Annotated in this window: 14 protein-coding genes and 2 riboswitches; of the genes, 12 read left to right on the top strand and 2 right to left on the bottom strand. The window is 37.1% G+C overall.

What is annotated here, in order from left to right:
• The first annotated feature begins 163 nt into the window (after positions 1 to 163).
• The 11 genes from CLLU_RS03530 to CLLU_RS03480 all read left to right on the top strand — a co-directional run bounded on the left by CLLU_RS03530 (position 164) and on the right by CLLU_RS03480 (position 16,899).
• The gene (locus CLLU_RS03530; protein ID WP_106008199.1) at positions 164 to 1,885 is read left to right on the top strand and encodes a methyl-accepting chemotaxis protein; all 1,722 of its coding nucleotides are present in this window, start codon (positions 164 to 166) and stop codon (positions 1,883 to 1,885) included.
• 83 nt (positions 1,886 to 1,968) lie between these two features.
• Positions 1,969 to 2,168: riboswitch (cobalamin riboswitch) on the top strand.
• Between the two features lie 205 nt (positions 2,169 to 2,373).
• On the top strand, positions 2,374 to 3,726 hold the full coding sequence (locus CLLU_RS03525; protein WP_106008198.1) for an acetyl-CoA hydrolase/transferase family protein: 1,353 nt from the start codon (positions 2,374 to 2,376) through the stop codon (positions 3,724 to 3,726).
• Complete coding sequence (locus tag CLLU_RS03520; protein WP_106008197.1) at positions 3,716 to 3,925, top strand: hypothetical protein; 210 nt, start codon at positions 3,716 to 3,718, stop codon at positions 3,923 to 3,925. The genes CLLU_RS03525 and CLLU_RS03520 overlap by 11 nt, the downstream gene beginning before the upstream one ends.
• The gene (locus CLLU_RS03515) at positions 3,900 to 5,150 is read left to right on the top strand and encodes a restriction endonuclease subunit S (RefSeq protein ID WP_106008196.1); all 1,251 of its coding nucleotides are present in this window, start codon (positions 3,900 to 3,902) and stop codon (positions 5,148 to 5,150) included. Before CLLU_RS03520 ends, CLLU_RS03515 begins: the two co-directional genes overlap by 26 nt.
• Positions 5,151 to 5,284: 134 nt before the next feature.
• Positions 5,285 to 6,592, top strand: coding sequence for an acetyl-CoA hydrolase/transferase family protein (locus CLLU_RS03510; protein ID WP_106008203.1), 1,308 nt, complete (start codon positions 5,285 to 5,287; stop codon positions 6,590 to 6,592).
• 141 nt (positions 6,593 to 6,733) lie between these two features.
• A riboswitch (cobalamin riboswitch) is annotated at positions 6,734 to 6,914 on the top strand.
• A 158-nt stretch (positions 6,915 to 7,072) separates the two neighbouring features.
• Positions 7,073 to 11,641, top strand: coding sequence for a cell wall-binding repeat-containing protein (locus CLLU_RS03505; RefSeq protein ID WP_158255871.1), 4,569 nt, complete (start codon positions 7,073 to 7,075; stop codon positions 11,639 to 11,641).
• Positions 11,642 to 11,715: 74 nt separating this feature from the next.
• Entirely contained in the window at positions 11,716 to 12,624 is a 909-nt protein-coding gene (locus tag CLLU_RS03500; RefSeq protein ID WP_106008194.1) for an energy-coupling factor transporter transmembrane component T, read from the top strand.
• Complete coding sequence (locus tag CLLU_RS03495) at positions 12,605 to 14,239, top strand: ABC transporter ATP-binding protein (protein ID WP_106008193.1); 1,635 nt, start codon at positions 12,605 to 12,607, stop codon at positions 14,237 to 14,239. The genes CLLU_RS03500 and CLLU_RS03495 overlap by 20 nt, the downstream gene beginning before the upstream one ends.
• On the top strand, positions 14,236 to 14,952 hold the full coding sequence (locus CLLU_RS03490) for an ECF transporter S component (protein ID WP_106008192.1): 717 nt from the start codon (positions 14,236 to 14,238) through the stop codon (positions 14,950 to 14,952). The genes CLLU_RS03495 and CLLU_RS03490 overlap by 4 nt, the downstream gene beginning before the upstream one ends.
• The gene (locus CLLU_RS03485; RefSeq protein ID WP_158255870.1) at positions 14,942 to 15,649 is read left to right on the top strand and encodes a DUF4430 domain-containing protein; all 708 of its coding nucleotides are present in this window, start codon (positions 14,942 to 14,944) and stop codon (positions 15,647 to 15,649) included. Before CLLU_RS03490 ends, CLLU_RS03485 begins: the two co-directional genes overlap by 11 nt.
• 23 nt (positions 15,650 to 15,672) lie before the next feature.
• The gene (locus CLLU_RS03480; RefSeq protein WP_106008190.1) at positions 15,673 to 16,899 is read left to right on the top strand and encodes a prenyltransferase/squalene oxidase repeat-containing protein; all 1,227 of its coding nucleotides are present in this window, start codon (positions 15,673 to 15,675) and stop codon (positions 16,897 to 16,899) included.
• Between the two features lie 30 nt (positions 16,900 to 16,929).
• Here the strand turns inward: CLLU_RS03480 and CLLU_RS03475 are convergent, their stop codons facing one another.
• Positions 16,930 to 19,056 carry an RNA degradosome polyphosphate kinase gene (locus tag CLLU_RS03475; RefSeq protein WP_106008189.1) on the bottom strand — a complete coding sequence of 709 codons (2,127 nt, stop codon included), beginning with the start codon at positions 19,054 to 19,056 and terminating at the stop codon, positions 16,930 to 16,932.
• 12 nt (positions 19,057 to 19,068) lie between these two features.
• Positions 19,069 to 20,610 (bottom strand): Ppx/GppA phosphatase family protein, encoded by a 1,542-nt coding sequence (locus CLLU_RS03470; protein WP_106008188.1) that lies wholly within the window; start codon positions 20,608 to 20,610, stop codon positions 19,069 to 19,071.
• 211 nt (positions 20,611 to 20,821) lie between these two features.
• Here CLLU_RS03470 and ppx point away from each other — a divergent pair, with 211 nt between their 5' ends.
• Entirely contained in the window at positions 20,822 to 22,324 is a 1,503-nt protein-coding gene (ppx, locus tag CLLU_RS03465; protein WP_106008187.1) for an exopolyphosphatase, read from the top strand.
• The last annotated feature ends 6 nt before the right edge of the window (positions 22,325 to 22,330 follow it).

Here is a 22,330-nt window from a genome sequence, read left to right as displayed (position 1 = left end):
TCATAAGAAACATTCCTTTCCTTGGTATGGTGTTTTTGACAATTCTATTATACCAAAAGGAATGTTTCTTTGCTTTATATCTTAAAAATTCAGGCTTCCGCCTTTATTTTAATGTGCGAAAGTTGAGTAATAAATTTTACACTAAAGAAGGAAGGTAGAAAAGATGAATTTTTTGAAAAACATGCGGGTAAAAACAAAATTATTGACATCATTTTTAATTATGGCCCTCCTCATCGCATTAGTAGGGATTTCTGGGATAATGTCACTGCAGAAAGTAGCTGAAAATTCCGAAAAGATGTACAATACCAATTTGAAGAATGTATATGTGCTTTCGGAGATTAATTCCAGCTTGTCCAATATAACGGCCGACATATTCAAAGTGGTATATTATCAAAGGGACAATGAAGAAGCCAGACAGGAGGCGGAAAATGACATTGCAGCCGATAAAAATACTATTTCAAAATTTATGAAGGAATATGAAGGACAAAATTTGAATTTAGATGAAAAGACGAAAACAAAATGGAATTTATTTAAAATTCAAAATGATCAATATATGGGTGTGATAGATGAAATCACGGGAATAGTCAATGGCGGGGATTTTGCCAGGGCAGAAAGTGAACTTGCACAAAACGGGAGTTCAGGATACATAATGGTGACCTTATCGGAGATGATAAATTTAAACATGGATATGGCCAAAAATGCGGATATAAGCAATCATTTAATTCACCATATGAATAGGATATATGTGATTGTTCTCATGGCAATCGGACTTATAGCAGCCGTTGGCATAGGGCTTTTGATTTCTAAAGATCTCAATAAGCCTATACAGCTGATGAAGAAATTGGGGGAAAAATTTTCTCAATATGATCTGTCTTATAAATTTGAAGTGAGGCGTCGTGATGAGCTAGGACAAGCATGTTCTTCCTTTATGAAAGCCCAGGATAATATAAGAAAGCTTATAGGGACAATAGTTGAAAATTCTCAGGGATTAAGTGCTTCCAGCCAGGAGCTTTCCGCTACAGCAGAGGAATTGTCGGCAAGATCTGAGAATGTGGGAAGTGCCATAAACAAGATATCAGACAGTGTACAGGAAACAAGCAGCACATCTGAGGAAATAGCAGCTTCCATGCAGGAAGTGGATGCCAGTGTAAGCGAACTTTCAAATAATGCTGCTGAAGGTACGGATGTGGCTGTTGGTGCCAGGAGCAGGGCCACGGATATTCAGAAAAAAGGAGAGGAATCAATAAAGGAAATTAAGAAGATTTATGGGGAGAAAGAGAGCAACATGTTGAAAGCCATAGAAGAGGGTAAAGTGGTTTCGAATATAGAAGTCATGGCTGATACCATTGCTGATATTGCAGAGCAGACCAATCTGCTTGCTTTAAATGCAGCTATAGAAGCTGCCAGGGCAGGAGAACATGGAAAAGGATTTGCAGTAGTGGCGGAAGAAGTGAGAAAGCTGGCGGAAGAGTCTTCGAAAGCGGTAAGCAGTATAAAAGATACTATAGTAAAAGTTCAGGGAGCCTTTAAAAATATAGCCCACAACAGCGATGAAATATTGGCATTTATCAATGAAAATGTAAATCCCAAGTTTGCTGAATTGGGAGAAGTGGGAAATCAATACTATAATGATTCTGAGTTTATAAGCCAGATGTCAGAGAAAATAGCAAGCATGTCCCAGCAACTTACTGTAATTTTCAGCCAGATTACTGAAGCTGTACAGAATATGGCACAGACATCACAGGAATCTGGAGAAAGTGTAAATATTGTAGATGAAAATATAAATGATACTATAAAATCAGTATCCCAGGTAGCGTTGACTGCCCAGAAACAGTCTGAACTTGCTCAAAAACTAAATGAAATGGTAGGCAATTTTAAGCTTTAGTTTTTTAAGACGGGTCAAGATCTTTATTGACCTGTAAAAAATTTTGATATATACTGAATAATAAGAAAAAGTATTTTGTAAAAATTTAATATGTACTGTTAGGTGTTGCTATTTTAGATGGCATTAAAATGGCAATTAAAAGGAAAAGTGTGACAAACACTGCAGCCCACCGTTACTGTATGGAGGATGAAACCTTATTTATGTCACTGGTGAAATAAATCCGGGAAGACAAGGTAGTAAGATGAATCTGAGCCAGGAAGCCTGCCTAATATGTTGTTAATTCTTTCGGAGGGGGAGATATTGCATGATTTGAGCAGATTATTGCATAGATAGAGGTTGTAAGTGTTGCGTAAACAACATTTCACATGTCCTTTACGTTGTGCAGTGAATTTTAATTTGTGTACAATTGTATTTGAGATAGGAAAAGAGGATCCCCGTGGATTCTCTTTTTTATTTTCACAGAATAAACCGATAAAGGTGGTATTAAAATGATTGCTGGAGAATTGCAAAATTTATATAAAAACGAATTGGTCAGTTATGAAGAAGCCATATCAAAAATCAAATCCGGTGATAATGTAGTCTTTGGCCATGGATGTGGAGAACCCCTGATGCTTCTCCATTTCTTGATAAAGAATAAGGAAAAATATAAGAATATAGAACTATATCACATGATACCAATGTCTCGAAGTGAATATACGGTGAAAGGAGTGGAAAAATACATTCATTATAATTCATTGTTTGTAGGCAGGTATACAAGAGAAGCGGTGAATTCAGGAAGATCTGACTATATTCCCTGCTTTTTTCATGAAATACCCAGACTTTTCAAAGAAAAATATATACCTGTAGATGTGGCGCTGATTCAAGTTGGTGAGCCTGACGATCATGGCTTCTGCAGCTTTGGAGTTTCCAATGATTATATAAAGGCAGCAGCGGAATGTGCAAAAGTGGTGATTGCAGAAGTCAATAAAAATATGCCGAGAGTTCTGGGAGATTGTTTTATACACATTTCTGATATAGATTATATAGTTGAAGATACACAGCCTATAGTTGAGATGAAGCCTCCCCAAATTGGGGAAGTGGAAAGGAAAATAGGAAAGTACTGTGCATCACTCATAGAAGATGGTTCAACTCTTCAGCTGGGAATAGGGGCAATTCCTGATGCTGTGCTTTCATTTCTAAAAGACAAAAAGGACCTGGGAGTGCATTCTGAGATGATATCTGATGGGATTGTGGAATTGGTGGAGTCTGGAGCCATAACGAACAAAAAAAAGACTCTTCATCCGGGGAAAATAGTTGTGACTTTTTTAATGGGTACTAAAAAATTGTATAACTTTGTAAATAATAATGCCATGGTTGAGTCTTATCCTGTAAGTTATGTAAATGATCCTATGGTTATTATGAAAAATTATAAAATGGTGTGCATAAATTCCTGTGTGGAAGTAGATCTAATGGGACAAATATCTGCTGAGAGCTTGGGGCTAAGACAGATAAGCGGAGTTGGGGGACAGATTGATTTTATGAGAGGAGCCAGTATGGCTGAGGATGGAAAGTCAATTATAGCCATACCGTCTACTGCAAGGAAAGGTACGATATCAAGAATAGTACCTTTTTTAAGCAGAGGATCAGCGGTAACTACTTCAAGAAATGATGTGCAGTATGTGATTACGGAATATGGAATTGCACAGCTTAGAGGCAAGTCATTGAGAAAGAGGGCTAGGGAACTTATAAAAATTGCGCATCCAAAATTTAGAGATGAACTGATAAATGAATTTGAAAATAGGTTTAATTGTAATTACTATGATGAAAAAATACTTTTAGGAGGCAGAGATGATGGAAAATAGATTGCAGCAAATTGAAGATGAGCAGGATAAGTGCTGTCTGACGGGAAAACATGATTTTGAAAATATTGCATTTAGAAATGAAATTGGCAGGCTTACTGATAAATTATATGCCCAGATGAGGGAGAGCAGCAAGCTGGATATATTGATAAAATATAACCTGGAGGAATTGAAACATGCAAAATTCATGGAGGAAAGTTAAACTTGGCAGTATCTGTTTTAAGGTAAGCAGAGGAGGAGCTGTAAAGGATACCGGAAAAATTTACGGGAAATCAGGAGTGCCTTTTGTAAGAAGCCGGAATATTGGCAGGGATGTCTTTAATTATGAGGAACTTGTGTTTATTGAATATAATGCAGCTGAAAGAATGAAAACTGTGAAACTGGAAGAAGGGGATATATTAATTAATATGAGGGCAAATTCCAATTTGAGATTTACTCTGGTCCCTGAGGATATAGTGGGAGGCCGGGTAAATCAGCATGTTTCAGTAATACGGGTGAGAAAAAACATCATGAATCCACTTTTCCTAAAATATTTTTTAATGTGGGATGAAACACAAAATAAATTGCTTTCCATGATTCGTAAAAAAAGCACTGCCAACCTCATTACAAAAGGGATTATCGAGAACCTAAAAGTATATTTACCGCCTATGGGTCAGCAGGAAAAGATCATTTCAATGCTTTGTCCATTGGATAGCAGAATTAAGATCAACCATGATATGAATAAAATCATGAGTGAAATAGCATATACTATTTTTCAATATTGGTTTGTAGATTTTGGACCATTTAAAAAAGAAGAATTTGAGAAAACCGAATTCGGTTCAATTCCCAGGGGATGGAAAGTTGAAAAAATGAAAGATATTGTTCATGTGACGGATGGAACTCATGAATCACCTAAGAGAAAAGAAAAAGGATATAAGCTTATAACCTCCAGAAATATAAAAAACAACGGGATTCAGTTCAAAAATGTGAAATTAATATCCAGAGAGGATTTCAGGGAAATCAACAGGAGAAGCAGGGTGGAAAAATTTGATATTTTGATAACCATGATTGGCACTATAGGGAACACGCTGCTTGTCCAAGATAAATATATAGATTATGCCATAAAAAATATAGGGCTTATAAAGACATCTGCAGCTGAGGAGATGTCGGCTTTTATTTTCCTGTATCTGTCTTCGGATAAAATTAAGAACTATATAAGAGCCAGAGTGATGGGAAAGAGTCAGAAGTACATTTCTCTAGGGGAATTGAGAAATATTCCCGTTATTATTCCACCTGACAATGTAATTATGAAATTTAATAAATTGGTTTTAAAACTATATGAAAAGATGGCCGAAAATAATTCCATGTGCAGTGATCTTGTAAATATAAGAAATATATATCTTTCAAAGCTGATTTCCGGTAAAATGTTATTAGAGGATATCATATAAAAATAAATAGATATGAATTGCCGCAGGTGTAAATAACTTTTTATGGATTTTTTCTTAAATATTTATTGACTTGTCAAAATTTATATTCTATACTTATTTACTAATATTGAAGGAGTGATGTTGAAATGGTTTTTATGAAAATTAAAGATTTGTATAAGAATAAATTGGTCAGTGCTGATGAAGCCGTATCTAAAATCAAATCCGGCGATAATGTAGTTTTTGGACATGGCTGTGCTGAACCTCTGACCCTTCTTCATGCTATGGTAGAAAACAAGACAAAATATAGAGATGTAGAATTATACAGTATGATTTCCATGTCTGAAAGCGAATATGTACAGAAAGGACTGGAAGATCATATCCATTACACTTCTTTGTTTCTGGGAAAAAATACAAGAGAGGCAGTCAATTCAGGAAGATCTGACTATATTCCATGTTTTTTTCATGAAGTTCCCAAACTGTTTAGAGAAAATTATATACCTGTAGATGTGGCCTTGATTCAGGTAAGCAGGCCGGATAAGCATGGCTTTTGCAGCTTTGGAGTATCTGATGATTATATAAAGCCGGCGGCAGAATGCGCAAAACTGGTGATTGCGGAAGTGAATGAAAATATGCCTAGAGTTCTGGGAGATTGTTTTATAAACATTTCGGATATAGATTATATAGTTGAAATTTCCAAGCCTATAATTGAAATGGCATCTCCTAAGATAGGAGATGTGGAGAGAAAAATAGGAGAGTACTGTGCATCACTTATAGAAGATGGCTCAACCCTTCAGCTTGGAATAGGTGCTGTTCCGGATGCGGTGCTGTCTGCATTAAAAGATAAGAAGGACCTGGGGATACATTCTGAGATGATATCTGACGGGGTTGTGGATTTGGTTGAATCTGGAGTCATTACAAGCAGAAAAAAGACTATCCACAGGGGGAAGATAATTACGACTTTTCTTATGGGGAGCAAGAAGCTGTATGAGTTTGTAGATGACAATCCCATGGTTGAATGTTATCCTGTGGATTATGTAAATGATCCCATGGTGATTATGAAAAATCATAAAATGGTGTGCATAAATTCCTGTGTGGAGATTGATTTAACTGGACAAATATCTTCCGAAAGTATAGGTGTGAAACAAATAAGCGGAGTGGGAGGGCAGATTGACTTTATAAGGGGCGCAAGTATGGCCCAAGGAGGTAAATCCATTATGGCCATATCTTCCACTACAGGAGGCGGTAAAATATCGAGAATAGTTCCTTTCCTGAATGAAGGGGAGGCAGTGACAACTTCCAGAAATGATATACAGTATGTAGTTACAGAGTATGGGATAGCCCAGCTTAAAGGGAAGTCTTTGAGGGAAAGACATAAGGAGCTTATAAAAATTGCCCATCCTAAATTCAGGGATAAGCTTATAGAAGAATTTGAAAAAAGACTTAAATGCAGATACTGTGAATAGACGATATATATTGTGATGATTTGGGAATGTATTTTATAAAATACATTCCCCATTTTGTCGTATCTGTTTAAATGTATATCTATTGACTGAATAAAGTTTATACCATATACTTAACAATAGAGTAACAAATAATTTGTAAAAATTTAATATTTGATGTTAGGTGATATTTTAATATTTAAAAGGAAAAGTATAAAAAATACTGCAGTCCCACCGCTACTGTATAGAAGATGAAACCTTGTTTATGTCACTAGTAATGTATCTGGGAAGATAAGGGAGTAAGATGAATCTGAGCCAGGAAGCCTGCCTGACATTTTGTTGATTTTTTCGGAGGGAAAGAAGATATTGTATACTTTATCTATAAGAAATAGAGATATAGATAATTTTGCTGAGATATAAAAAAGAGGCCCGCCAGGGTCTCTTTGCCATATTATGAAAAATTTTATTGAAATCAAATATTTGTTTGTGAGGAGGGATTATGATATGAGAAAAACCATTAGTAAAATTGTAATGCTTTTATTTTTGGCAGGGATTGCTTTATCGTGTTTTACCGGGAATGTACAGGCAGATTCGGCCGGCACCGGCAATATGAGCACAGCTGCAAATGAAAATAGGCTTTGGGGGAAGGATAGAATTGAAACATCTCTGAAAATAAGCCAGGAGGGATGGAAGTATGGCGCAGCTACTGCAGTAATAGCCCAGGGATATGGCTATGCAGATGCACTTTGTGCAGCACCTCTTGCGAAAAAATACAATGCTCCCATAATACTTTCAAAGCAGGATTCCCTAAGTGATGAAATTGTGAAAGAGCTTAAAAGACTGAAAGCGGACAGAGTATTTGTAATTGGAGGAACAGGTTCCCTATCAGATTATGTGGAATTACAGCTTAAGGAGATTGGTGTCAGCCAGATAAAAAGATTAGGTGGACAAGATAGATACGAGACTTCTGTAAAAGTAGCGGAAGAATTGGGAGATGTGAGTAATATTGCAGTTGCCTCCGGCAGCGGCTATGCCGACAGTCTTTCAATATCTGCAATAGCTGCTGAAAAAGAGATGCCTATATTGCTGTCCCAAAACGATGAGCTTCCCCAGATAGTGAAAAATTATCTGAAAAACAGGAATATAGTGAAAACTTACATAATAGGCGGCACAGGAGTTATATCCAGCAGTCTGGAATCTTCTTTTACAAATGTCATGAGACTTGGAGGAGCCACCAGATTTGATACCAATTTGGCTGTACTCCAAAATTTCAAATCCGATCTTAATTTCAACAATGTATATATAGCAAGAGGAAATGGACCTAATGGAGATGAGTTCGCAGATGCTCTTTCCGGTGCGGCTCTTGCAGCTACAAAATCTGCACCGGTTGTTCTGACCGATGATACGGTTGCTTCAAAGACAGCAGATTTTTTAAAGGAAAACATGTCTGATAAGACAATGCTCACTGCTTTGGGGGGAACTTCGGTAGTTCCGGCTGTAATTCTGGACGACCTTATCCATTATTTCAATGGAGAGTCCACCAGCGGCGGCATAGGGGATGAAACCAAGCCTGGTACAGGAGGCGGCGGAGTTGTTGTTCCTACAACTGGCAATAATTTTACTCTTGTTATTAGCCGGGATAATGGCACTATTATCAAACAGAAGGTTTTTGATATATACAGCAGTAAAAATGCTCTTGATTATCTTAAGAGCATGGCAAGTGTAAATGAGTCTTCAGGACTTATAACATCCATAGATTCAAACTCTTCCGTGCCAATAAGCGGACTTTCTGATTCGGATAGAAAATCAGGATATTATGGTATTGACTGGTTCATATATTTAAATGGAACTCGTACTGGAGTAGGTATTCAAAGTGTAAATATCCAGCCAGGAAGTACCTTGAACCTTGATTATCATAAATGGGACTGGCATGATCTGGTGGATCCGGGTACTACTGCTGTTCCGCTGAGTTTAAGTATACCTGATTCAATTCAAGCAGGAAAATCAATAACGGTGAAATTTACCTGCGCGGGAAAACCTGTTTATGGTGCCGCTATAAGTGTAGACGGCAAATCATCAGCTGCTACAGATGAAAATGGAAATGCAGATATAACTGTAACAACTTCAGGTTCCCATGATATAAAGGCTGAAAAAGATAGCGGGCAGGATAAGGGCAGTGTTACCAAAACAGTAAATGTATCTTCCAGCGGCGGAGGCGGTGGTTCTTCTTCTACTATAGATGTTACAGGTGTGACATTGAATACTTCGGAAGTTACGATGGCACAGGGAAATGTATTGAGATTGATTCCAACTGTAGAACCTGAGGGCGCTTCCAATAAAAATGTAACTTGGTCAAGCAGTGATGAAAAGGTAGCAGCAGTGGATTCAAATGGAATTGTAACAGCTGTTGGACAGGGTAACGCAGCTATAACAGTTACTACTAAAAACAGTGGCAAAACTGCTAGTTGTGCAGTTACTGTTACAAATGAAAAGGCAAAAAATTATAATGATTATGAATCTTATATAAATAGTCTTGTGAATGGAATAACTTCAAATATTTCTTCAATAGATGCTTGGACAGCTATGGAGTTAAATAAACTTGGGAAAGCAGTTCCAGATGAATATCTTTCTGATTTTGAGCAACAAATAAAAGATACTCCGGATAAAGTTTTGAAACAGCCTACAGATTATACCAAAGCCGTTCTTGGAGTAGTGGCAGCAGGAGAAGATCCTACAAATTTTGCAGGACAGAATCTGGTAGAAAAGATATATAATTATGATGAAAAGTCTATGGCAGATCAAGGAATAAGTGCATATGTATTTTCGTTAATAGCATTGGATTCGGCAAATTTTTCAGTACCTGATGGAGTAAACTGGACAAGACAAAATCTTGTAGACAAGATTTTGAGTTACAAAACCAGCGATGGCGGATGGACCTTCTATGGAGATACTGCGGATCCTGATATGACTTCCATGGCAATTTCGGCTCTCACACCTTACAAATATAGGTCCGATGTAAATTCTGCAGTGAATGCTGCTGTAGATAAACTTTCTTCCATGCAAAGTGAAAACGGGGGGTTTGCAAGCTGGGGAGTGGAAAATCCAAACAGCGTTGAGATGGTTATAATAGCTCTTTGTGACAGTGGTATAGATCCTGTTAAAGATACTGCTTTTATAAAGAATGGCAAGAATCCTGTAGATGCCCTAATGAGTTTTAAAGCTGACGATAACTCCGGATTTTATGGTGTGGATGGAAATGTGATCAAGAGTGTAGATCCTTCTGCCACAGAACAGGGGCTTAGGGCTCTTGTGGCCTATAAATTGTTTAACCAGGGTAAAGGTTCTGTATACAGGAACTTTGTGGATTATGATACTGATATAAATAATCTTATAAATGGCGTAACTTCAAAAATATCTTCGTCACCAGATGATTGGACGGTTATGGAATTAAATAAACTTGGAAAACCAATTCCATCTGATTATCTTACAGATCTTCAACAGAAAATAAAAAGTACTTCCGAAGATGAATATTTTAAATATTTTACCACTTATGCCAGAACTGTAATTGGAATAGTGGCGGCAGGAGGAGATCCTACAAATTTTGCAGGCAAGAATCTGGTGGAAAAAATATATAATGGTGAGCAGTACATGCAGGGAGTCAATGATTATGTATATTCACTAATAGCTTTGGATTCTGCCAACTTTACTGTACCTGATGGTATAAGACAGGAACTTGTGGATAAGATTTTAAGTTATAAAATCAGTGATGGAGGATGGACTTATTCTGGAGATACTGCAGATCCTGATATGACTTCCATGGCAATTTCAGCCCTTGCACCTTATAAAGACAGGGAAGATGTGAAGTCAGCTGTTGATTCTGCTGTAGACAAACTTTCTTCCATGCAAAGTGAAGATGGAGGATATGCATCCTATGGAATTGAAAATCCAAACAGTGTGGAGATGGTCATAATAGGTCTTTGTGACAATGGAATAGATCCTGCCTCAGATGATAGATTTATAAAAAGCGGAGGGAATCCCATAAGTGCCCTGTTTAAATTTGCAGTAAGTGACAATACTGGATTCTGGAGCCCGTGGAATACAGATAAAACTGTAGATTCCTATGCTACAGAACAGGGACTAAGGGCTATTACAGCCTATAAACTTTTTAAAGATGGAAAGGGTTCTGTATACAAGAATTTTACGGATGTTGATACCACCGACATTCCTGTGGATTCCATAACCCTGGATAAAACCCGGTCAACATTAAAAGAAGAGGAAACCTTAAAATTAACTTCAACTGTAAGTCCTGAAAATGCAACCGATAAAAAAGTAAATTGGAAAAGTGATGATTCCACTGTCGCCATAGTGGATGAATATGGAAATGTAATTGCAGTGGGACCCGGACAAACTGATATAACGGCAACTGTGGAAGACGGTGGCAAATCATCTTCTTGCAGTATAACGGTTGAAAAGGGTGAAGCTATAAATGTGTCTTTAAATATTACAGGATATAATGGGAACATTTTAAATGAAGACATAAAAGCTGAGGACGGAGAAGTAAAAGATGGAGAGACAGTATATAGACTTTTTACAACCATGTTTTATAAAAATAACATATCTTATGAGATTTATAACGATCCTTCCTGGGGACATTATGTGAATATGATAGACGGGCAAAAGTCAGATGATAGAGGACTTTACAGTGGTTGGTCCTATAATATAAATGGTGAATCTGCACAAGGTGGTATAGATTCGTATAAACTTAAAGATGGTGACAAGATAGATATGTTTTTTACAGCAGATTTTGCCAATCCGTTTAGAGATATAGATTCCATAACCCTGGATAAATCAGATTTAGATTTAAATGTGGGAGATGTTGAAAAACTTACAGCAGCTGCTGCACCGGATAATACCACTGAAGCATTGATTTGGACAAGCGATACTCCTTCCGTTGCTGCAGTGGATGCAGATGGGAATGTAACTGCAGTAAGTAAGGGAACTGCAACTATAACTGTAAAACCCCAATACAATACACATGCTGAAACGGTAAGTTGTGTAGTTAATGTAAAATGATATTTTGGGGAATACTTAAAGAATGGCTGTTGCTTGCGGCCATTCTCTAGGCAGCTGATAAGGAAGTGAATTTCGTGACTTACAAAGATGAGGAAAAATCCAGGTATTTCATTGATTTCAAACAATACCACGTGCTGACGGCTTCCGTAGTTTTCCTGTGCATGATGATAATAATATTTTCCAATGACAATCCGGTGCTGCTGGCATCTGTTTATATGTTTATGCTATCTATAATGGCTTTTTGCAGTGAGAAACATAAATTTAAAATGGCGCTGTACTATTTTATGCCTATAGCTTTTTTTATAATTTTACTGAATGTGCTCTTTGTCAGTTCAGGGAGAACTACATTGTTTTATCTGTTTCATAAAAGGTTTACTCTGGAGGCATTTTTATATGCGGTGATTATGTCATTCAAATTTTTGGCGGTAATATATCTTTTTATAATACTTGAGCTTATGATTGATTCTGACAGAGCGGTTTCTTATTTTTCCTCCATAATGCCCAAATCCACTCTCATGCTTATGATAAGCTTCAAGCTTATACCCAGTTTAAAGAATAGATTTAAAAATCTGAAGGAAATCTATGAAATAAGAGGTGTGGTATTTGACAAGAAAAAAACCAGAGAAAAAGCTGCAAGTTATATTCCTATTATGTCAATACTACTGGAGGATTCTATGGAAGGTTCCTTCAATATAGGAGAGGCGGCTTATGTAAGGGGCTTTTTGAGCGGGAACAGAAGTGTCTATGAGAGGCAGAAATTTAAGGCAAGGGACTGGCAGGTAATTGTTTTGAGCACTGCTCTGATTATATTTTATGGAATAGCTCAATTTAAAGGATGGGTACAATTTAACATATACGATGGTGTAACTATTGTAAATTTCATCAATATCGGGATAGCCGTGATTTTTGCCTTTATAGTAGCTGTTTCATTAATTGTAATATTAAACGGCGAGGAGAGAAAGTATGGCATATATAGAGATTAGCAATTTGAATTTTACTTATCCCATGGAGAAGAAGCGATCTTTGAAAAACATAAATCTGCAGCTGGAAAAAAATGATTTCCTGCTAATAGCAGGAAAATCCGGATCCGGGAAATCTACTCTTGCCAGAGCGATAGTGGGAACTGTGCCTAACTTTTATGGGGGAACCATAGGCGGAGAAATAAAGGTAGATGGAAAGACTTTAAAGGATATGAACCATAGGGAAAGGGCAGGGAAAGTTACCATGGTATTTCAGGATCCTGAAAAACAGCTTATGATGAACAAAGTCCACAGGGAGGTAGCTTTTGGACTTGAGAACATAGGTGTAAATGAGGAAGTTATAAGGAGAAGGGTCTATGAGGCACTTCAGTTTTCAGGAATACTTCATCTTGCCGACAGGGATATAACTTCTCTTTCTGGAGGAGAAAAGCAAAAGGTGGCGGTGGCTTCTGCTCTTGTATACATGCCGGGCTGTATAATACTGGATGAACCCACCTCCCAGCTGGACCCATCTTCTGCGGAGGAAATGCTGAATATAACGAGAAAAATAAATGAGGAACTTGGAATAACCATAATAGTTATAGAGCAGAGAGTGAACAGATGGTTTGATACGGTGGATTCCGTTGCCGTCATGAATAACGGGAGTTTGGAACTGTTTAAAGACAAAAAGGATTTTTATTTTAATTGTAATAAAAGTCAGTTTATGTTTATGCCCGATTATCTCAAGTTTTTTAAAAAAATGAATTTCAGTAAAATGCCCGGAAATTTTAAAGATGCCAGGGTGAATATTTTAAACAGCTCTCTTAGTGTTAAACCTGATAATGAAGTTGCTGCTGCTGCAATCCAGGATGATGAGAAGGAAGTGCTTTCTATAAAAAAATTAAACTGCAGATATGGAAATAAGGAGATCCTGGAAAATATAAATTTTACCGTGAAAGATGGTGAGTTCATTGCCATAATGGGAGCCAATGGCGCCGGCAAAAGCACCCTCCTTAAAGCTATCCTGGGACTTGTGAAGCACGAAGGCAGCATAGAGCTTTATGGAGAAAATACTTCGAAGATGGATATAAAGCAGATAGCGAGGCATATAGGATATGTATCCCAAAATCCCAATGATTACCTGTCCAAAGACAGTGTTTATGAAGAAGTTAAATTCACTATGGACAATTATGGAATATACGATGAAAAGATAGTGGAAGATATTTTAGGAGAGCTTGAAATATATGATTTAAGGAATAAAAATCCCAGGGATTTAAGCGGAGGACAGCGCCAAAGGGTGGCTATAGCGTCCATACTTGTACTGCAGCCTGATATGATTCTTCTGGATGAACCTACAAGAGGTCTTGAGAGCGGACTTAAATATAAATTGGGGAAATTGCTTCAAAATCTCAATAGAAAGGGAACTTCTATTATTTTGGTAACTCATGATACGGATTTTGCCAGTAATTTTTGCAGGAGATATATGATTATGTTCAATGGCAGCATTGTGGCAGATGGGAATAAGAAGCAGGTACTGGCAGATGGAATATTTTATACGACTTCCATGAATAAATTGTTTAGAGACAGGGACAATAGCATATTTACTTTGGAAGAAGCCCTTGAAAGGTGTTCAATATGAAAAAATTGATTATCACAGTCACTTCTTTTATAATCATAGTGCTTATGGTGCTCACAGTTAGGAGCAGTTTTCAAACCGGGATTTCTCTTGTATGTACTGTGGGGGTTTTTGCAATACTTTTTATGAGCTATTTTTATTTTGAAAAAAGCCACGCAGGTACCAAGGAAATTGCCATCATAGCTACCCTGAGTGCTTTTGCGGCTGTTGCCAGGATAATTTTTGCTGTTTTGCCGAATGTGAAACCTGTTACTTTTTTAGTGGCTATTTCTGGTTTTGCCTTTGGGCCTTATGAGGGATTTTTAATTGGAAGCACCACTGCATTTTTGTCCAATATATTTTTCGGGCAGGGTCCCTGGACTCCCTGGCAGATGTTCTCCTGGGGACTTGTGGGAATTATTTCAGGAATGCTGGGAAAAAACAACAGAAAAATTTCAGCTTTTAAATTTTCCATTCTTTGCTTTTTATTTGGTTTTATGTTTGATTGGATTATGAACATACAATATATACTGGCTTTTGTAAAGCCTATAAGCTTAAAGGCCATTGCGGTTGCATACCTCTCAGGGTTGACTTTTGATATTCTGCATGGAATCAGTTCTTTTGTATTCTCTATTATATTTTACAACAGGTTCTTGCCGGTGCTGCAGCGTTATAGGAGAAGGCTTATTATCAGTTATATGGACACTGAAAAGGAGGATAAGGTTGATGAGAAATAAAAAGAAAAAATATATGATAATTGCAGCTGCTGTTGTGGTCTGTGCTGTGATATTCATCTTTGCAATAAAGGCACAGAGCGTATATAACAGTACTATTTCAAACAAGCAGATGAGTGCTGAAAATGAGCAAAATAAATCAGGCAATACATCTCAGACTGGGAAAAGCCCAAATGGTATTAATAAAAATGGAGAGGAAAGTTCTGATGCATCCGGTAAATCAACTGAAACTTCCAGTTCCATTAATTCAAATGGGGTTTCAAAAGAAAATGGCAAAACTGGTCAGGCTTCCACAAATCATAAGGGAGCTTCTAAAAGTTCCGGTACATCCGGGACTGATTCCCAGAATCCGGAAGCAGAGTCTTCCATTGAAATTATTGATGCAGTTCATGGAAATGCAGTTATTCTGAGAGAAAATTTAAATGGTATAGATGGACAGACTGTAGGGTATGTAACTCAAAAAGCTCTTGATGGAGCAAAAATAAGTTACACTGCAAAAGGAAGTGGTTCTACAGTTTATTTCTCTGATATAAATGGATTGAAGGAAAAAGCAGAAGGTCCTCTATCAGGATGGTGTTATTATGTGAGGAAAAAGGGAGAATCCCAATTTGTAAAGGCGACTACAGGGAGTGGACAATATGTACTCAACAGCGGTGATGCTGTAATATGGAAATACGTTAAAGATGGATACAGCAATTAAAATGAATGTGGGGGGAATATAAGATGTTAAAATCAAAAGTGAAGTATGTGGTTTTGTGTTCGGTAGTGACTTCGGCAATGTTGTTTCAGCCTTTTTTTGCCAGGGCAGCTTCAGTGGACAAATCCATAACTGATTCCAATAAGCCCTGGACCGTAAAATTCAATAAGCCTGTGGGTTTTGATGAAGAAACCAAAAATGCTATAGCTGTGACCGACAGTACTGGAAATATAGTAGATGTCGGTATAAAACTGCTTGACAGCAGCAAAATAGAGGTAGATGCTCCGGAAGGAGGATATAAACAGGGTGAGATTTATACTTTGAATATAGGAAACAAGGTTCACTCTGCAGGAAATAAATATTTGAAAAATGCAGTAAAATATACTTTTCAGTTGAACCCGGCTTCCCAGGATTACAATTACAAGTCCCAGGTAGAAAGTGCACTGGATACAACTGTAGATAAGATTTTAAAAGATGGAATTGAAGATGAATGGCAGGCATTGGTGGTATGCAGATATGGAAAGGAAGTTCCTTCAAGCTATTTAACCTCCCTTGAAAATAAACTGAGCTCATCACAGGTGGATTCTCTTGATCCTACAGATTATGAGAGAATGACCATTGCTCTATCTTTATTGGGGCAGGATCCTACAAATTTTGGAGGATATAATCTGGTGGAAAAGATATACAATAATTCCAATATAGATAATCAGGGAACAAATGCGGCTGTATTCGGGCTTATAGCTTTGGATTCCGGAAATTTTGAGGTGCCGGGCAATGCCCTTATTACCAGAGATGAACTTATAGACAAGATATTAGCTGCCAGAACAGCTGATAATGGATGGAGTATTGCCGGTGATGAAGCGGATACAGATATGACTGCCATGGCACTTACGGCTTTGGCACCCTATGCGGATAGACAAGACGTGAAACAGGTCATAGATGCGGGTATCGAAAAACTTTCTTCCATGCAGGACAGCAGTGGAGAATATTCTTCCATGGGGACTGTAAACAGCCAAAGCCTGTCTCAGGTTATTATTGCTCTTTGCAGCAATGGAGTGGATCCTACAAGCAGTCAGTTTACTAGGAATGGAAAGAATTTAATGGATGTGCTTTTGAGCTATAAGTCAGATGGAGGGTTCAGCTACGACAGACAGACTGGATATAATTCCCTTTCTACGGAACAAGCTGCCGAAGCATTGGAAGCCTACAAAATGTTCAAGGAACAGGCTGGAAGCATATATAGGACAAAATAAAAACAAGCACTTTTTACAGTGCCTGTTTTTTTATTCCTGGGATCGGCGTACTTCGAAGCCCTCTTCACGCCACTTTTTTTTGGAACGTTCTGTTTTGTTTAAATGACCTTTATCTGTGTCTAAAGTTGATTCATAAAATAATTTCTGGCTGTCCAGGGCCTGTTTTCCACCGCGTTTGTCTATATGGGAATAAGAACCGTCACTGGTCAATATCCTGGCTTTGATTGTGTCGTTTAGCTGTATATTAAGTATTTTCTTTAATTTATTTTTCACATCACCATCTTCTATGGGAAATAGAAGTTCCACTCTTCTGTCCAGATTTCTGTTCATCCAGTCTGCACTGGATAAGTACAGATCCTCTTCGCCATCATTGTAAAAATAATATATCCTGCTGTGCTCAAGGAACCTTCCCACAATGCTTGTTACAGTTATATTTTCACTTACATCTTTTACATTTGGCCTTAAACAGCATATGCCTCTTACGATTAATTGTATTTTTACGCCTGCACAGGATGCATTGTACAGGGCTTCAATTACATGCTTATCTACCAGTGAATTCATCTTGGCAATTATTTTGGCAGGTTTGCCCTTTAGTGCATTATCTGTCTCCCGCCTTATGAGATATAAAAATCTTTCTCTCAGATTGAGCGGTGCTATGCAGGTTTTTTTCAGCTCCGTGGGAATGGAACGGCCTGAAAGCATATTGAATATTACAGATGCATCTTCACCAAAATAGGGATTCGATGTGAAAAGTCCCAGATCCGTATATATTTTTGCAGTTACGTCATTGTAGTTGCCGGTGCCCATATGAACGTATCTTTTTATGCCGTCCTCTTCTTTTCTGACTACTAAGAGCAGTTTGCAGTGCGTTTTAAGTCCAACTAATCCGTAGATCACATGACATCCGGCTTTTTCCAGCTGCTTTGCCCATATTATATTGTTTTCTTCATCAAATCTTGCTTTTAATTCCACCAGTACCGTTACCTGCTTGCCATTTTCAGCTGCCTTTATAAGGGATCTTACAATGGGGGAATTCCCGCTGACTCTGTAGAGAACCTGTTTTATGGCAAGTACCATAGGATCTTCCGCAGCCTGTCTTACAAGCTCTATAACAGGTTCGAAGGATTCATAAGGATGGCTTAAAAGTATGTCTTTTTTTGATATAATAGAGAAAATACTTTCATCTTCTACGTGTTTCAGCGGATTTACCGGTTTTATGGGATCGTAGCACAGGTATTTATATTTTTTTACGGATATGAGCTTATTTAAAAAGGTCAAGTCCAGTGGAACATTTAAAATATATTCCTGAGTTCTGGAGATCTCCAGCTCTTTTTCAAGGGTTCTCACTATGTCTTTGCCTATTCCCCTTTCAAGCTCCAGTCTTACTGCAGCACCCCATTTACGCTGCTTTAGAGATTCTTCTATGGCTTCAAGCAGATCTTCTGCTCCTTCTTCGTCCACGGTCATATCTGCATTTCTTGTTATTCTGTAGCATCCGCAGGATAATATATTTTCAGTGCCGAAAAGAGTTTTCAGGTTGGATTTTATAATATCCTCCAGGAGAATTATATCGAAGCTGGTTTCACTTGGTATAACCACTATTCTTGGAAGTACCGAGGGTACCTGGACCGTGGCAAAAGATTTGACTCCTTTTTTTTCAACCATAAGCCCTATATTCAGACTCTTGTTTAAAAGCAGGGGAAAGGCGCTGCTGCTGTCTAAAAGTACTGGAGTCAGGACAGGAAAAACGTTTTTACGGTAATAGTTTTTTATAAATTTATGCTGATTTTCATCCAGGTCCTGAGGTTTTAAAAATTTTATATTTTCCTTGCCAAGAGCCACTTTTAAAGAACGATTATAATAGCTGCATTGTTTTGCCACTAATTTTGTCACGCTTGAATATATCTCCTCCAGCTGTTCTTTTGGAGTCAATCCTGCAGGATCCGCCTTGTTGAAACCTGCTTTTATCTGATCCATGAGGGATCCAACTCTTACCATGAAAAATTCATCTAAATTGGAACAGGTAATTGAAAGAAATCTTAAACGTTCAAAGAGAGGATGGTTTGTGTCTCTGCATTCTTCAAGTACTCTTTTATTGAATTCTATCCAGCTTAGTTCCCTGTTTATAAAATTTTTACTTTTGTCAAATTTACCCATAATCGAGCCTCCTTAAATTGTTGGTTTTATACCGAAAACTTCCTGAAAGAAGTTTGCTTTGCTGTTAAAAGCCCATTCCTCAAGGCTTATGTCCTTTTCTGATGTAATGTTGAAAAATAACATATCACCGCTCTTTGTAAGTTTTATATCTGTTATTTTCTGGAGATGAGATGTATCAAGTGCCTCCGATAATTTTAAAATGGCGGACAGCATGGATGTAGTCATTTTGTCTTTGGAATCCAGAATAGAATAATTGTAATCTGATTCTTTAGGCATCATATCCCAATGATATTTGGCTGTGCTGGCTATTATGTTTAATTCTCTGTATGAAAACCCCATTATATCCTGATTTATTATTATATTGTAGGCTTGAATTTCAGGGTCTACCGCATCTATAAATTGACCCATATCATGGAGTCTGCTGGATACCTGCAGATACAGTCTCTCTGCTTCACCCATCTTGTGAATTTTTAAAGTTTGATCAAATATAGACAATGCAATTTTTTCCACGTAGTTGGAATGGGTTTTGTCAATTTTATATTTACTGGCAATGTGATCTATGGAGCTCAATATATCATCTATAAGCTTTGTCCTGCGGGGAAGATTAAAAATCCTATCGGAGAGATCCTGCAGAACTCCCAGCCTCAGACTTATGTCGGGGTTGTATACACTCTCTGTATTTGCCATTTTGAAAAAGCAGTTGAATATGAGCAGTGTGGGAAGCAGAAGATTTATTTTATTGGCACTGATTTTATATTTGAAAGTAATCTGATCTTCTGTCATATTTTTAATTTCATTGTACAGTGATTTGAAATCTTTTCCCAGTATTACATTTTCTATTTTCGAGCTGCTGCCCCTGCTGTTGATTAAATTGACAATTGTATGTATTTCACCTCCTATTATAATCAGATTCTCTATTTTTAAATGTCTGGTGCCGGATTTTATCCAGTATAGCTTACTTTCTACATATTCTTTCATTAAATTGGAGAAATTCATAATCTTATTTTCCAAACCTGCAAAAGTTTCCTTTAATCTTAAGGATCCTATCTGAATATGCTCTGTAAATTTTAATTTGTCATCTTCAAAAATTGAGGCTTCCACTGAGCCTGTGGTTATATTTATCACCAATGTGGTTTTTTTGTTGAAAAAATCAGATTCAGACATATCGTATTTCAAAGCTTTCATCATATAAAAACGCTCTTGTGATACATTTATATCCTCTACTTCTATTCCTGTCCTGAGTTTTATCTGTTCCAGGATATACTGCTTGTTTTCAGCCTCTCGTATTCCACTGGTACATACGGCTTTGTAATTTTTTATTTTGTAATCTTTCATTACCTGTGTAAATCCTTTTATGGCATTACATGTATCATGAATGGTATCCACAGATATTCTGCCGCTTGAAAAAGTATCTTTTCCTATATTGGTAGGTTTGATTAAATCTTCCAACACATTGATGCTGCCGTCGGGACTTATATCGGCAATACTCATTCTCAAGTAGTTGGAACCTGCATCTATGGCTGCTACTGTCTGTGATGATTTAACGTTTTTCATATGCATCAACTCCAATATAAATTTTAAGTACAATAATTAATTATAGTATGTACAATTAAATTATACTTTATTGACGATAGTGAATACTGTGTTTTTAACAATATCTTAACATGCAAATAACATACTTTTAAAATTATTTCCCAATATTTGTTGAAATATTTTTGTGATTTATATAGTATATAAATATATTAAAATTATAAGGAGATAGGTTATGAAAAAGTTGGCTGTAATAGATATCGGCTCTAACTCCATGAGAGTGCTGATTGTAAAAGTTACAAATGGCAAAAACTATGAGTTTGTTGATGAATTAAAATCCATAGTGAGGCTGGGAAGGGGTATGACAGCTGAAGGGGCCATAAGTGAAGAAAAAATCAAGTTGGCTATTATTGTATTATCTCATTTTAAAAGGCTCTGTGATTCAAATAATGTAACTGAGATAGTTGCAGTGGCCACGGAAGCGGTACGTAAGGCTTCAAATCAAATGGAATTTATAGACAGGGCAAAGAAAGAAATAGGAATAGACATAAGAGTGCTTTCAGGGAGTGAAGAAGCATATTTTGATTATCTGGCAGTAGTAAACAGTATTGATATTAATTCTGCACTTCTAATGGATATAGGTGGAAGCAGTACTGAGTTCATACTGGTTGAAGATAGAAAGATGAAAGAGTCTATAAGTATCCCCATGGGGGCAATTACTCTCACTGATAGATTTATGTCTATCAAGGGAGGCAATCAAAAGAAAATAAAGGAGCTTGAGTCTTTTCTCGTATCCAATTTTGATAAAATAAGCTGGCTGAAAAAGGCAAACGGCCTGCCGCTTATAGGTGTTGGAGGAAGTCACAGAACTATAGGGAAAATACATAGAAATAAAATAAATTATCCTTTTAATAATCCACATAATTACGTGATTTCCTCCAAGGATGTGATGGGCATCTACAGTTTTCTAAAAAACATGGAGATTTCCCAGTATAAAAAAGTAAGGGGAATATCCAGAGACAGGGCAGATATATTTGTAGGTGCCATTTGCTGTATAGCTACAGCGATGAAGTACTGCGGCACTAAAAAACTTTGTATCAGTGAAAGTGGACTGAGGCAGGGGCTGATTTACGGTAAATTGATAAAAAGTTATCCTCCGCTTGTTGAAAATATACTTGATTTTTCCTTGAGCAATATAGTAAATAATTATGGCTCGGATAAAAAGCATCTAAAACTGGTGTGGAGCTTTGCAGGGAAATTATGTACGGCCTTTTCAGATATACTGCCCATGAGGGATGAAGATTATAGAATATTGAAGTCGGCAGTTATGCTGGGTGACTGTGGTGTTTCTCTCGGCTTTGGAAGTCAGGAAAAATATTCTTTTTATATAGTGAGAAACTTGAAAATATACGGACTTACCCATAGAGAGCAGATAATGGCAGCTTTTGTAGTGTCCACTTTTGAGGAAAATAAAATTAGAAAATCTGATTATTTTGGCAAGATTCTGGATTCTGATGATGTTGAAATAATCGAAAAATTGTCTCTTATATTTTATATTTCAAAATTCCTTGACAGGGCATATGATGGCAATGTTTTAGATATAGATATCCAGGTTGAAAAGGAAAAAGTCATATTAAATATAGTTTCAAAAAAGGAATCTCTGCTTGAAATAAGCATGGTTAATGAATGCAGGGATTATTTTTATAAAGTGTTCAATAGATCTCTTGTAGTAAAATAAGTTCAT

Source organism: Clostridium luticellarii (genome assembly GCF_002995845.1).
Classification (GTDB): Bacteria; Bacillota; Clostridia; order Clostridiales; family Clostridiaceae; genus Clostridium_B; species Clostridium_B luticellarii.
This window is presented reverse-complemented; position numbering and strand designations above follow the sequence as displayed.

What these genes read in the sequence shown, in the direction of transcription:
- CLLU_RS03530 (WP_106008199.1), top strand. Translation starts at nt 164, where the DNA reads ATGAATTTTTTGAAAAACATGCGGGTAAAAACAAAATTATTGACATCA.
- CLLU_RS03515 (WP_106008196.1), top strand. Translation starts at nt 3,900, where the DNA reads ATGCAAAATTCATGGAGGAAAGTTAAACTTGGCAGTATCTGTTTTAAG.
- CLLU_RS03495 (WP_106008193.1), top strand. Translation starts at nt 12,605, where the DNA reads ATGGCATATATAGAGATTAGCAATTTGAATTTTACTTATCCCATGGAG.
- CLLU_RS03490 (WP_106008192.1), top strand. Translation starts at nt 14,236, where the DNA reads ATGAAAAAATTGATTATCACAGTCACTTCTTTTATAATCATAGTGCTT.
- CLLU_RS03525 (WP_106008198.1), top strand. Translation starts at nt 2,374, where the DNA reads ATGATTGCTGGAGAATTGCAAAATTTATATAAAAACGAATTGGTCAGT.
- CLLU_RS03510 (WP_106008203.1), top strand. Translation starts at nt 5,285, where the DNA reads ATGAAAATTAAAGATTTGTATAAGAATAAATTGGTCAGTGCTGATGAA.
- CLLU_RS03470 (WP_106008188.1), bottom strand. Translation starts at nt 20,610, where the DNA reads ATGAAAAACGTTAAATCATCACAGACAGTAGCAGCCATAGATGCAGGT.
- CLLU_RS03485 (WP_158255870.1), top strand. Translation starts at nt 14,942, where the DNA reads ATGAGAAATAAAAAGAAAAAATATATGATAATTGCAGCTGCTGTTGTG.
- ppx (WP_106008187.1), top strand. Translation starts at nt 20,822, where the DNA reads ATGAAAAAGTTGGCTGTAATAGATATCGGCTCTAACTCCATGAGAGTG.
- CLLU_RS03480 (WP_106008190.1), top strand. Translation starts at nt 15,673, where the DNA reads ATGTTAAAATCAAAAGTGAAGTATGTGGTTTTGTGTTCGGTAGTGACT.
- CLLU_RS03475 (WP_106008189.1), bottom strand. Translation starts at nt 19,056, where the DNA reads ATGGGTAAATTTGACAAAAGTAAAAATTTTATAAACAGGGAACTAAGC.
- CLLU_RS03520 (WP_106008197.1), top strand. Translation starts at nt 3,716, where the DNA reads ATGGAAAATAGATTGCAGCAAATTGAAGATGAGCAGGATAAGTGCTGT.
- CLLU_RS03505 (WP_158255871.1), top strand. Translation starts at nt 7,073, where the DNA reads ATGAGAAAAACCATTAGTAAAATTGTAATGCTTTTATTTTTGGCAGGG.